Raw genomic sequence first — 13,463 nt, forward strand, 5'->3', positions numbered from 1 at the left:
GAATTATCAAGCCAACCATTTTGAGTTCTGGCTGCTCGAAATATCTGGTCCAGTGCTTTCTCATCGATGTGCGTTGCCATTGTTTTATCCCTTCTGTTTCCTATGAGTCCAGACTGATGGTTTCAAAGATTTTACAGCACAGCTCTGGGTGCCTGCTCAGCCACTCATAATTATCCGATTCGTTCTGACTAAGATTGGCTCTATCAGAAAGCAATACACCGTCTAGTTGTTTGTATCCCATTTCCCAGCCAGCAAAGAGTCTGGTTGGGAGATCTCCCTCTGCAATGATCTTTAAATCACTGTGCCTATTGTCTTTTTGAATTGATTGATAAAGTTGGCTCAAAGGCTCTTCATCCCCTTCCAGGTATTGCGCAAACGCACCTTTCAGATAGAAAAGATAGCCTGTGATTCCACTTTTCAGGTTGAATTCTCTTGATTGCTTCAAAATTGCCTGCAGGCCTTCCTCAGTTATCTCAAACTTAGGGCGACTAATATAAATCAAGAACTTCAAAGGCTGTTCATTGTGGGTTCTTTGACTCAAGCTAGTGCTAACAGCTTCAAAAAGTGCTTCTTCTGATAATGGCGGGTGGTAATAGTAGCCTTGGATCAGATCGCATCCGATTGAACGGATAGTGTTCCTTTGCTCATCCGTTTCAACACCTTCTGCAACAATCTTGAGTTTAAGTGATTTAGCCAGCCTGCTAATGGCAGAGACAACAATCTGTCCCTCTTCTCCCTCATCTAATCCCAGCACAAACTCACGATCAATTTTCAGCGTATTGACCTTAAGGCGTGAAAGCTGTGCAAGGGATGAGTAGCCCGTACCAAAATCGTCCACAGCTACTCTCATTCCAGTTGTAGCCAACCTGTTTAACACTTCCCTGTTTGCTGAAACATCTGCCATCAATGATGTTTCAGTGATCTCTAAAATGATACGTGTTGGATCTGCACCGGTTTCAGCCAGAATTTCCTGGAACTCTTCAATAATAAGTGGCTCTGATAGCTGGCGTGTGGAGACGTTTATCGTGATATATGGGGCTTGCTCCCCAAATTTGGCTTTCCATCTTCTCTCTGCTTTACACCCTTCTTCAAAAACCCACCTCCCGATGGTGATGATAGCACCTGTCATCTCGGCAACGGGGATAAAGACGCCTGGCGAGATTTCACCATCCGATGAACGCCATCGCACCAAGAGTTCAGCACCACGAATCATTCCGGACTCAGAATCCACAATAGGTTGGTAACGAGCGTAAAACTCGTTGTTATCAATGGCTGTGCGAAGACCTGTTGAGATTGCGAGCCGCTTTTCAGCCTCTTCTTGCAGCGTTGGATTGAAAAACTCCCACCCATTGCGACCTCGCTCCTTAACACTGTTCATGGCGGAGTCAGCAGAGCGCATCAAATCATCTGCACTATGTGTTGAGCCATGCCCAAGGGCGATGCCTATACTTGCGGTCACACGCAGTTTCAAATCATCATGGACAATAGGCTCACGGATCACATTGGTGACTGATACAGCCAAAGATGAGAGAGGCTCCGGATTCTGTATGTGTTCACATAAAATGATAAACTCATCCCCTGCTAACCGACCAACCGTGTCTCCCTGGTTCACCACTGTGATCAACCTTTGAGAAACCTCTTCTAAAAGGAGATCTCCCATCTCATGCCCATAAGAGTCGTTAATCTCTCTGAAGCCATCCAGGTTGATAAAAAGAAGACCAATGTTCTCACCATTTTGATGTGACCTATGGAGAGCACTCGTTAGACGCTCTCTGAATAGAGTACGATTTGGCAGGCCCGTTAGAGGATCATGGGTGGCACGACGAACAAGCTCTTCTTGTGCTCGTTTAAGTTCAGTCAACTCCCTAAATGACGCAACCATCACCCATTTTTCATTGCATCTATACTTTGCAATAGAGGCTTCAACAGGGAAGAAGGTACCATCTTTACGATACCCTGTGACCTCACCTCTTTGCCCCATTCTGCGCTCTGTCACTTCACCATCTACAAATCCTTGATATAGTAAGGTGTGGCGTTTTCGGAAATGCGGAGGTAAAAGCAAGTGGACAGAAAGGCCGATCATTTCTTGTTCAGAATAACCGAACATTTCAGAGGCAAAGCGGTTTACTTCAATAATAATCCCCTCTTCATTTACTGAAATGATGGCCATGTCAGCAAGAGAAAGCACCTGCCTTGCATTACCTTCAGATTGATGAGCTTCAACAACTTCTTTCGCTATAAGTGATGTAGCGTGGGGGCAAGTGCCAGACTCATTCAAACAGGAAACACCAAAAAGCTCTTGATAACGGGAAGGAATCTCAGGTGGGATTTGTCCAAACTCTTCAACAATCGAGAATGTCCCGTCACTATTGCAGCAGGATAGATAGCTGTTGATGTGAGCATGGTGGGTTTTGGCATCCATACGGACAGAGCCCTGCAAACTTTCTATCTGGACATGCTCAAGGGCATGGATGAGATCTTCTGGTTGCAAACTTCCAGCAACTTTAGCTGCTTCTGCAAAAGCTTTTACACACAGATATGTGCCTTCACCAAAATTTGTGATGTGGCCATTCCCATCCGGATGAATACCTTTCACCTGGTCCAGCTTAATCAAACGCTCTGAGTAAGCCTTGGAAAGATCAGTCTGCACTGACATGAAGTATGTATTGCTGGAATAGAAACCTTCTCTGACCTCAGGGGCAAGATGTGAAGCCATGGCCTCATCAAAGTGCCCCATTACAACAGCCATGCGTTTCTTCAGCCCGAGTTCAGTAAAGCGATTAAGCAGGTTGATCTGGTCCTCTCCTGCAAAATAGGGAACAAAAACATCTGCTCCTGATCGGGCTACTTTGGATAGCAGGTTTTCAATCTCTTCTGCGCTGGCCCCTATGGAGAGGTATTCCTCTCCGACACACTCTCCCCCCACCTTTTCCAATGATTGTTTACATGCATCAATGGATCCGCGTGGCCACTCGTAATTATTCCCAGCGAAAAACATTTTGACCCCATAGCGATTGGCCATAAACGGGATCATTTTTTTAATTTGTTGGTTGGGAAGAGCTGCAAAATGGAAAAAGAAGGGGTTAAAAATGCTGCCTTCATAAAAGGAAAAATTCAGATGAGGAATGCGCCTTGGCTCGGCGACCATATTAGCTACGGCAATTCGTGAGTTTGAGAGCAGGTTGCCAATCATCGCAACACAACGATGTTCATCGACCAGTTCTTTTGCTGCAGGAACAGCAGTCTCAGGCAGTGATCCATCATCCACAATCACAAGCTCCAGAGACTTGCCTAGCACACCCCCAGACTCATTGATCTCATCACAAGCAATTTGCCCTGCCCATGAGATCTCGGGGCCATACAGCTTTACCAAGCCTGTCAGGGGAGTCATCAATCCGATGCGTATTGTCTCTTCCACGGGAGCCTCCATATGAGATGCAATTGGGAGGGGGCACATTCTTATGCTCCTTCACTCAATCGTGATCGAATCTATTCCATATGTCACAAATAGACCCTGCACCAGGATAAAGAATTTTGGCTCCAGACTCAATTTGCCCTGCGATTGCATCAGCAAACTTCGGAAAATCTGAAGAAAGCCTTATGGCTGTCAGGCTAACAGGGGCACCCCCCTGCCTTATCTATCACTAATGAACTGCGCCATGATTTTTTTCAACCTCTTCCTCCTAATGGGCTTGATCACAAACTCATCACAACCTGCATTAAAGGATGAGCTCCTATGAGATTCTGTGGCATGGGCAGACAAGACAACAATCGGAACTCTGGGAACAGAATGAGCCTTTTCCCATTCTCGAATCCGCTGAGTTGCCGACAGCCCATCACAACCTGGCATTTGAAGATCCATTAGCACTAAATCAATGCACGCATTGTTCTCAATAAACTTGTCAATGGCTTCATGGCCATCAACGGCTTCTACCACTTCCTGATCATACTCTTCCAAATAGTGAGATAATAAAACTCTATTATCCTCACTATCATCAACTACCAACACCTTCCGATGTGTGCCACAGGATTTTCTTCCACTACCATTTCTCTGCAAACCCAGTATGTTCTGAATTTTATGAATGAGCTCATCTTCATCATGAAAATCAGATAGTGTGGAAACTCCATTTTCAGATAGAGCATCAATCTCATCCCTGCGGTAGCATCGCCCACAAATCGTAACCGTTCAGAGACCCCGATATCAAGCGGCTACTGGAGCCGGTAACGGTGGTACGGGGTTTCCCTTTCTCCGTTCAGCAATCACCTTAGCAAGATAGTCCCAGGGGGACACGTTCCGCAATCGACAAGTTTCGATGACGCTAGCCAGCACACCCAATACTTGGCTCCCTTCTGCCGTACGAGTTCCGTGGCTGATCAAACGCGCGATGACCCAGTGGCGCAGCGCACGTTCAGCATCATTGTGATGGGGCTACACTTTAACGGACACAAAAAATGAGGGAAAATGAGACCTCATTCAGAAAGGTGTCCCATGAGCAGAAGAAGTCCTAAAAGTTTTGCCCCAGAGTTCAAAGAGCAGGTGCTCAAAATGGTAGAGAGCTCTGACAAGCCCATACCAGTGATCGCTGAGGAGTTTGGCATATCAGCTAAGAATATCTACAACTGGAGAAAGCGATCTGATGAGAAGCTAACATTCAGAGATAAAAATGAAATATTAGAAGTGAAAGAAGAAAATAAGCGCCTTAAAAAGAAGCTAGCTCAGCTTGAGGAGGAGCAGGCGATATTAAAAAAGGCGTGTGCGTACTTCGCGAGATCCCTTCCGTGAGGTACGCCTTTATTCAAGCTCATAGCAAAAGCTACTCTGTCGAGTCTTTATGCCGTGTTCTGGATGTTTCTCGTCGTGGATATTATGGCTGGCTTAATCGAGCCAGCACGAGTAAGGCTGAAGAGAATCAACTGCTTGAAGAGTGGATAGCAGAGATTTTCAAGGTGAGTCGATCAATCTATGGAACACGGCGTATACGCAAAGAGTTAAATGAGCATGGTGTACGAGTGAGTCGCCGACGCGTCTCCAGAATCAAGAGGAAGCTTGGCTTGGTTTGTAAAGCTCAGAAGCGTTATAAGGTTGTAACGACAGATTCAAATCACGCACTGCCTATAGCGCCTAACCTTCTTGATCGTCAATTCGATACGGAACGCCCTGATAACGCCTATGTTGGTGACATTACATATATTCCGACCAAGGGGGGTTGGCTCTATCTAGCTGTTTGGATTGACCTTTATTCCAGAGCTGTTGTCGGTTGGTCTATGGCAGACCATATGAAAGCAGAACTGGTAACAGACGCTTTACGCATGGCCTTTTTCAAGCGCCGCCCAGAGGCCGGTCTGATTGTTCACAGTGATCGTGGTAGCCAATATGCGTCTGAACTCTTTAGAAAATATCTGGATAAGAGAGGCTATACACAGAGTATGAGTCGTCGTGGCAACTGTTGGGACAACGCACCAGCAGAAAGCTTTTTCCACACTCTCAAAGTTGAGCTCGTGTCATCCTGTGACTTCAAGACGCGAGATGAGGCTAAACAGGCAATCTTTGAATATATAGAGGCTTTTTATAACCGAAAGCGCAAGCATTCATCCATCGGCTATATGAGTCCTTCTCAGTACGAAACAGAGTGGCTCAAGTCCGCGTAAAAAACTGTCCGTTTTAGTGTTGCCAGATCAGGGCGGCTGGGAGCTGTTATTAGGTGTCCGGTTCAAACGCTCACGAGATTCCTTAAGATCCTCCAACATTTTCCGGCTGACGGCCAGCAATTCTGCAGACGATAGCGAGGAGAGATATTCCTCATCAATCTGGAGCAGGTCGTGATCCGAAAGTTTCATAGTTCGTGCGCCATATCATCGCCGGTGAATGAATCAATATGAACATAATAACACGAGTTTCCAGGAAGAGATTTTTGAGCTTCTGCGCCCCATTGGAGCCAGTGTAAAAATACGCTCGTCTCCGGGGTGGGCCTACAGCTGAAAACCCGCCACAATTCCCCCTCAAGGCTTTGATGGGCAAAACAGATCGGATCGCACTCTCCTTTTGAGATTTCACGTTTTCGACGAAAATCGTGTCAAGGATATTCTTTGCCAAGATCAAACAAAATTGGTGCCAGCCCCAGCAGTTAATTCCTTCTCAAACAGTGAACATCCTCACTGAACGAGGGGTCTCTGAACGGTTACTCTTGATCTGTCCAAGATTGAGGCAGGCCAGTTATTGATCCCAACGTCCGCCAACCTAAACATCAGCAGATTGTTTTGATCAATGCTGATGAGGTAAACAGCGCCTATGGCCTTTCTGAGGAAAGTCATTCATGAGGAAGCATGAGGGACATACCCTGTTTGCAGCCTCTGACTTGGATGGCTTTCTAGGGTGTCGGCACAGCACTTTTCTGGATCTAAAGGATCTGGATAAGCGACTAATCTGCGTCGAGGATGAAGCCCAGGCCAAGCTGGTGCAGGACCCTGGGCATGAGCATACAGCGGAATGCCTTTATTCCCTCAAGAATCCTGCCTCAGCGTCGTCGAGGTGTCGGAGGATAGGGATCTGGAGAGCCGGGTGGCGGTTACAGCCGAGGTCATGAGGTCCGAACCTGATGTGATCGCATAGTCCTGCCTAAAGTGCAGGCACCACTGTCTTATGGATTCGTGGGGGACATTCACACCACGGCTGGCCGGGATTTCCTCAACATTGCAGAAACTCAGGGTGAAGCGATGGTACAACCAAACAGCATGGCTGATAATCTCGCCAGGATAGCGGTAACCTTGACAGAGTGAGGGCGTGTTTTCCATGGCTGGATTTTACCACGTGTTAGCAGGCGTTCGTCAACCTGACAGTGCCGTGTCGGCACTGGAGATCTCCTTTTCTGGAAGGTTATACGACCTTGACAGGCCGCACTAAGGAGGGGCAGGATTGATATGGCTAAAACACCCTTTTAAGTGTATAAAAAAGATATTCACTTGCAAAGTATGTTTAGGCAAAGCTAAAGAAACGCAAGCCATTGTTAAACATTCGGACAAGAGGGCGGAATATCATGGTCAAGTACAACTGGTTTAAGCGAGGACTGGCAGCCCTGTGCTTTGCCTTTTTTGCTGGCATTGGGGGCGTGTCGGCAATGGAATCAGTGCGTATTGGCTTCGACGGTGCGTATGGACTCAAAAACAGTACCTCTGCCCAATCCATTGAAATGGGTTTACGCTTAGCCATTGATGAGATTAACACTGCGGGCGGCGTTCTGGGCGGGAGGCCCTTGGCCTTGGTAACTGCTGACAACCGCTCGGTACCTGCACGTGGCATCGAAAACCTAAAAAAATTTGCTGCTGATCCCAACTTGGTGGCAGTAGTAGGCGGGCGTTTTAGTCCAGTACTTCTGCAACAACTCGAACTAGTACATCATCTGCCAATCCCCCTGCTGGACGCCTGGGGCTCGGCTGATGGTATCACTGACCATGCGCAATCGCCCAGTTACAGCTTCCGTATTTCCTTACGCGACAAGTATGCCATGCCAATAATGCTACAATACGCTGCCAGTAAAGGTTCCGATAAGGTCGCCTTGCTGGTGCCCAACACTGGTTGGGGACGTAGCAATACCAATGCAGCTGAACGCTACATTAAAAAGCACCCGGAAACCCAGATTACGCTCATCCACTGGTACAACTGGGGAGAGAAGGACTTCTCTGCCGCTTATCAGGCCGTATTGGACTCTGGAGCGCAGGCACTGGTGATGGTAGCCAACGATTTGGAAGGATCGATCATAGTTCGCCATGTGTCCTCGCGCCCACAGGCAGAACGCCTGCCTATAATCAGTCACTGGGGCGTGACAGGAGGGGCCTTTGTGGAAGCGTGTGGCCCAGCCTTGCAAGCCGTGGATTTTTCTGTGGTGCAGACTTTCAGCATGCTGCGCTCCCAGGGGCCGGCCTTAACTCGTGTGGTGACCTTGCTACACGACAAGTTGGGTATCAAAGACCCTGCTAAGATGGATTCGCCAGTCGGGTTTGCCCACGCTTATGATCTGGTGCACATTCTGGCTCGAGCTATCAATTTGGCTGGAAGTATTGATCGGGTGGCTGTAAGAGATGCCTTGGAACAGGTACGCGACTACGCTGGTTTGGTGCGTAACTATGACCACCCATTTCCTGCAGAGGATCATAATGGTCTTAAATTAGAGGATGTGTTTATGGCGCGCTTCCAGGGCAATACCATAGTACCCATCACCTCTGCGCATTAAGACCGCTATGCTGTGGCGGACTACGCACAAAGCCGCTCTCGCGGTGGGGCTACTAGCTAGTGCATTCATCATTGCCATCACGTGGCAATCCCAACACCTGCTGGAAAATGATGCCATCCACAACCGCAACTTGGCCCTAGAGGATACAGCTGAACATTTCAGTTGGACGCTGCAGAGTCGAATTTTTGAGATTCGTGATCAACTCAGGGCACTAGCATCCAACTCTCTTGTTGCTAATGCATTGGCCGATGATAAGGGGCGAGAAATCTATCTCCCCACCTTTTTCTCTGGCATTCAGACAATAGGCGGCGTCCCGGCGCGTCTGAGCCTCACCAATTTTTTGGGCCGAGAGGTGGTGAGCAGCCAACCACAACTCCCTCTTTTACTTGAGACAGAGCTAATAGGAGCAGCCATCCAAACTACTCAGCCACTGACACATGTGCATCCTGTGGACGGCGGTAGCTTGTACATGATAATGATGGAGCCCGTTATTTACGCCAACACAGGCATGGCAGAAGGTGCGTTGATCCTACAAATACGCATAAGTGACCTGCTGGATCACAAACAAATCCATTCTTTCTGGGAGCATTCCCGGCAGATTACTGGCCTGGGCATGACCTTCCATGCTTTAGGCCACAATAAACCCATAACCCTGACAGTTGGCAAAAGTAGACGCACAAGCATCAGCCGAATTCTGCGCCTGGACGAACAGCATCAGGGAAATATACGGTTCACAGCCGATGTGGTTTTGTTCACCACCGATGACTACTTTCAAACTGCAATGGCCAATAAACGCCAAGATTTCTTAATGCTGGGCTTAGCCTGGATTGGAATAGCAATCTTAAGCGCTTGGTTGTTGGTTACGTGGCTAAACCGTCGGTTAAATGAAGTGGCGCGTGAACTGAGAGGATTAAATCTCTCTGGAGCCTCATTTGGCCGTCTCAAAGTTCAAGGCGAGGATGAAGTGCGCCAAGTGGCAGAGGCGTTCAATGCCGTGCTAGAACGTTTGGAGAGTGCCTATGGGGAGTTAGCTAAGAAAAGCGCTCGCCAAATGCAGCTAGAACGCGAGAAGTACCGTGGGGTGGTTGACCAAGCGGGAGAAAGCCTCTTGATCTTCGATCTTGACGGACGAGTGGTTGAGGCGAACTCTGCCGCTGAGAAGCTACTTGGCTATCGTCGGGTGACGCTGCTGAATTACACGCAAGACCAACTATTGGCCCCAAACTCCACTCTGACTATACCCAATCACGATGGCGATAACGCAGAGAACCCATCCCACGTCACTTTCGAGACCCGTTTACACACAGCAGATGGCCAAGATCTGGAGGTGGAGGTGTGGGCAGGGTTCCTTGAGATTGACTACGTGCAACACACACTCTGGCTAGCCCGAGATATTACTGACCGTAAACGCCTGGAGGCAGAGATGGTAGCTGCCCGAGATATGGCGGAAAAGGCCTATCAAGCCAAGAGCATCTTTCTTGCCACCATGAGCCATGAGATCCGTACCCCCATGAATGCTATTCTGGGTACAGCGGAATTGCTGGCAGAGACTGAACTTGATGCAGACCAGTCCCGCTATGTACGCATGTTTACCTCCGCAGGCGAGAACTTACTCCAGGTGATCAATGACATCCTGGATATTTCCAAGTTTGAGGCTGGCCATATAGAGCTGGAACAGCGTGTCTTTTCAGTTCGAGAAATGATGGGGGATCTTCATAAGTTGCTGGCCTATAAATGTAAGGAGAAAGGCCTTTATTTGCTGGTTAACGCCAGCGAAACGACCCCAGATAGTCTGATCGGAGACCCAACCCGCTTACGCCAAGTGTTGATTAACCTTTTGGGTAACGCGATCAAATTCACTGATACTGGGACAGTCGCTTTGTTGGCTCATTCTGAACAGATCGCAGACAAGCAGGTGCAATTAGCTTTCCATGTGGTAGATACAGGGATAGGCATTTCAGATGCTGATCAAGAAAAGGTTTTTCGCCCGTTTGAGCAGGCTGGAACCTACATCACACGGACCCATGGTGGTACTGGTCTGGGATTGTCCATTTGCCAAAGCTTAATTCATAAGATGGGCGGTAAGATCACTGTGCATAGCCGTGCGGATCACGGTAGTACCTTTACAGCGCAAGTAAATCTAGATCTGGCAGAGGAATCCACGGCCCAAAACTTCTCGCGTCTCCTTACCGGACAAAGTGCCTTGGTAATCCACGATCATGTAATCCACCATCACTTTTTTGAGGAGGGTTTAGTCAGTATCGGAGCCAGTATTAAGAGCTTTGGGAATCTTGAGCAGTTGGAAATGTCCGTGCGTAGGTCACGAGAGGATGGCGGTGTGGATTTTCTGCTCATTCACCACGAAAAAGACCGGCTTGCTCCGTCCACAGAGGCCAACTTGGTCACGATCCGTGGCCTGCCAGGCATGGCGCAGCTGCCAATTCTCTTGTGTGGTAACCTGCAGACAGTGGAGACCATCCAACGCCTAGAGGCTCTGAGAGTAGTATTCATCTCGGATCATTACGACAAGCATTTATTTTTTGAAGGTGTCAGACGGGCTTTGGAGATTGTGAAAGATCAACCGATGCTTGAGAATGCCTCAGCCGACTCAACCTGTCTTTCTATCCTGTTAGCTGAAGATAGTCATGATAATATAGAACTATTCCAAGCATTTCTTAAGCACACCCCCTATCGGGTAACCGTAGTCAATGATGGCGCCCAGGCCGTAGGAAAGGTGACGGTTAAGAAGGATAGTTTCAATCTCGTATTCATGGACATTCAGATGCCTATTATGGATGGTCTGACTGCGACCCGAGCCATCCGCGACTGGGAGAAAGAAAACCACTGCTTTCCTATAACGATCGTTGCTCTCACTGCTCACGCTATGGAGGAGCACCAGCAAGAGACAATCCAGGCGGGCTGTAACAGCTATCTAACCAAGCCGATCAAAAAACGGGATTTACTTGGGTACTTGGATAGATTTTCCAGGAGTGGGGAGTGATTTTTTCTGTCCCTCGTCAAAACCTTGCTCATGCTGACAAGGCTAACCTTTTTGTCCAACGAATGGTAACTTTTCCGTGGCAGTTTCGACCATTCCCACCTGAAGCAACGTCACATTCCTCTGTATGCCTCCAGATGAGCTAATTTCAATAGTGTTCCCCGTGACTCTGATCCAATGTTGCCAACCCATTTTCAGCGTAAGCGGTCAATAGAGCCCAGAGTTCCCACGAACCACACATTGCCGGATACTCCCTGAAACCACAATTCAGGGAGGCAATTATGAGCAAGACATCTCAAAAACATCTCAGGCAAGAGCATATCAAATTTTGGCATAATCACCTTGAAGCGCAGCGTTTGTCAGGGATAAGCGTGCGTGTGTATGCTGGTCAGCATGGATTAGCGGCATCGACGTTTTACGAATGGCGCAAACGTCTGCTGGCCATGGGCGAAGCATTGCAATCGGAGGATGTTAGAGCAGAGCCCCTTTTTCAAAGTTTCAAGATTGAGCGCTCAGCGGAAACCACTTCAGCCTGTCAGATTCGACTCAATAATGGGGTGGTGATTGAGTGACCAGGCGGTGAAGGAGTCGCTTTGATGTCCATTTTGCGCATGACGGCAGCGTTGTCATGATGGTAAGCGCTCTATAAAGCACGTTATTCAGGAAGTTGACAGATCGGCCTTATCCACATTCCAAGGAAGTAGGCGGTCAAAATCATCGACCCGCTCGGCGTAGGGGAGTTTTGTGAAGAGATGCTGGAAGTAAGCGAACGGCTCCAGGCCGTTGGCTTTGGCGGTTTCGATGAGGCTGTAGAGGTTGGCGGAGGCCTTAACGCCCTTAACAGATGTGCTGAAAAGCCACCCTTTCCGACCGATAACAAAGGGGCGGATGGCGTTTTCACAGGCATTGTTATCGATTTCTAAGCGGCCGTCATCCAGATAGCGGATAAGCTTACGCCACTCTGTAAACAGATAGGCCATGGCTTTTCCCAAAGCACTTTTAGGTGGTGTCAGGGGTAGATTCTTTTCCAACCAGACTCTCAACTCAGCCATGACAGGTTTGGCTTTAGCTTGACGCACTTTGAATCGCGTTTCGGCATCGGCTTCATCCTTGCGCAGCTCTTTTTCTATGGCGTAGAGCTGCTGTACCATGGTCAGCGCTTCATCCGCCCGAGTGGCTTTGCGGTTTTTGTTGGTGCCCAGCGCCTTGATGGCTTCATCAAACTTGCGTCGTGCATGGCTCATACAACCCAGATGGATAATATCTGGCTGGGCTGCAACATCCAGATAGCCCGCATAGGCATCGGTCTGTAGATAGCCTTTATAGTCAGCCAACAGATCTTTAGGGACCTTGCTGCTGCGAGTGGGGTCATAATGAAACAAGATGATCGGTTTATCTGGAGGACCGCCTCTCTGTACCCACATATAGGATTTGCTTTGGGCGATTTTTTGGGGTTCTTTGAGCACCTGAACCGGTGTCTCATCCATCTGAATGATGGGATAGGCTAAAAGCTGATCCCGCATCAAGTTAATGAGCGGCTGAATCTCACGTCCAGCGAGAATCATCCAATGAGCCAGAGTGTTACGTGGAAGATCAATACCAGCGCGGGTTAAAATCGAACCTTGACGGTAGAGAGGCAGGCCATCGGCATACTTACTGACCACCACATGCGCCAGCATTGCGGCTGTGCCCAGCAGTTTAGGGATTGGACGGCGAGGGGCTGGGGCGGTTTTTACGCCAGACTTGCAGTGGGGACAGCCATATTTGATCTGGATGTTACGGATGACTTGTACCTTGGCCGGCACGATATCCAGCTGCTCGCTGACCTCTCGACCAATCTCTACCAGCTCGGAACCATCCACACCACAGCGCCGCTCCGACTCTGGCAGTTCATGAATCACCTCGACGCGGTTTAACCAGTCAGGGAAAGGCTTGCGCCCACGTTTCTTACGCGAATGCCCAGATGCGGCACCCCCTTTATCCGTGGCAGATTCCTCGACATCATCCGCCGCAGTCGCACCAATGAGTTCAGCTTCGTCAAACAGCCCCAGCTGATTAGGATCATATTTCTCACTGGAGCGTCCGAAGCGTTTGGATATGAGGATGTGCAACTGCTCACGCAGCAGCTTCATCTCTTCTTGAAGAGATTGTACCAGCGCCTTCAATTCGGCAGGGTCATCGGGCAGTGTTTGAGGCTTTATTTTCATGCTGTTATTATACTGAAAATCAGCATGCAA

General features: G+C 48.6%; 7 protein-coding genes and 3 pseudogenes. 4 read left to right on the forward strand and 6 right to left on the reverse strand.

Annotated elements, in window-relative coordinates; translation table 11 throughout:
• Positions 1–100 precede the first annotated feature (100 nt).
• From MMC1_RS13500 to MMC1_RS21705, 3 genes and pseudogenes are all read right to left on the reverse strand, one after another.
• Positions 101–3,418, reverse strand: a complete 3,318-nt coding sequence (locus MMC1_RS13500; protein WP_160162716.1) for an EAL domain-containing protein — start codon at positions 3,416–3,418, stop codon at positions 101–103.
• Between the two features lie 216 nt (positions 3,419–3,634).
• A complete protein-coding gene (locus tag MMC1_RS13505; RefSeq protein ID WP_160162717.1) occupies positions 3,635–4,006 on the reverse strand; it encodes a response regulator in 372 nt (123 codons plus the stop codon).
• 195 nt (positions 4,007–4,201) lie between these two features.
• Positions 4,202–4,423, reverse strand: a pseudogene (locus MMC1_RS21705) (IS66 family transposase); the annotation flags it as partial.
• 66 nt (positions 4,424–4,489) lie between these two features.
• On the opposite strand from MMC1_RS21705, the gene MMC1_RS13515 reads away from it, so the two are divergent.
• A protein-coding gene (locus tag MMC1_RS13515) for an IS3 family transposase (RefSeq protein WP_085987177.1) occupies positions 4,490–5,649 on the forward strand; the annotation gives its coding sequence in 2 pieces (ribosomal slippage) (positions 4,490–4,742 and positions 4,742–5,649; 1,161 coding nt in all).
• A gap of 30 nt (positions 5,650–5,679) precedes the next feature.
• On the opposite strand, the pseudogene MMC1_RS21965 reads toward MMC1_RS13515, so the two are convergent.
• Positions 5,680–5,838, reverse strand: a pseudogene (locus tag MMC1_RS21965) (IS66 family transposase); the annotation flags it as partial.
• A gap of 765 nt (positions 5,839–6,603) precedes the next feature.
• Positions 6,604–6,792, reverse strand: a pseudogene (locus tag MMC1_RS22595) (IS6 family transposase); the annotation flags it as partial.
• A 242-nt stretch (positions 6,793–7,034) separates the two neighbouring features.
• On the opposite strand from MMC1_RS22595, the gene MMC1_RS13525 reads away from it, so the two are divergent.
• The 3 genes from MMC1_RS13525 (at position 7,035) to tnpA (ending at position 11,798) form a co-directional block, all read left to right on the forward strand.
• Complete coding sequence (locus MMC1_RS13525) at positions 7,035–8,228, forward strand: ABC transporter substrate-binding protein (RefSeq protein WP_011714249.1); 1,194 nt, start codon at positions 7,035–7,037, stop codon at positions 8,226–8,228.
• Positions 8,229–8,235: 7 nt separating this feature from the next.
• Positions 8,236–11,229 (forward strand): hybrid sensor histidine kinase/response regulator, encoded by a 2,994-nt coding sequence (locus MMC1_RS20310; RefSeq protein WP_011714250.1) that lies wholly within the window; start codon positions 8,236–8,238, stop codon positions 11,227–11,229.
• A 278-nt stretch (positions 11,230–11,507) separates the two neighbouring features.
• Positions 11,508–11,798: an IS66 family insertion sequence element accessory protein TnpA gene (gene tnpA / locus MMC1_RS13535; protein WP_011714251.1), complete on the forward strand. Its 291-nt coding sequence runs from the start codon at positions 11,508–11,510 to the stop codon at positions 11,796–11,798.
• Positions 11,799–11,885: 87 nt separating this feature from the next.
• Here tnpA and tnpC read toward each other — a convergent pair whose 3' ends face one another.
• Complete coding sequence (gene tnpC / locus MMC1_RS13540) at positions 11,886–13,433, reverse strand: IS66 family transposase (RefSeq protein WP_011714224.1); 1,548 nt, start codon at positions 13,431–13,433, stop codon at positions 11,886–11,888.
• Positions 13,434–13,463 lie beyond the last annotated feature (30 nt).

This window comes from Magnetococcus marinus MC-1 (assembly GCF_000014865.1).
GTDB lineage: Bacteria > Pseudomonadota > Magnetococcia > Magnetococcales > Magnetococcaceae > Magnetococcus > Magnetococcus marinus.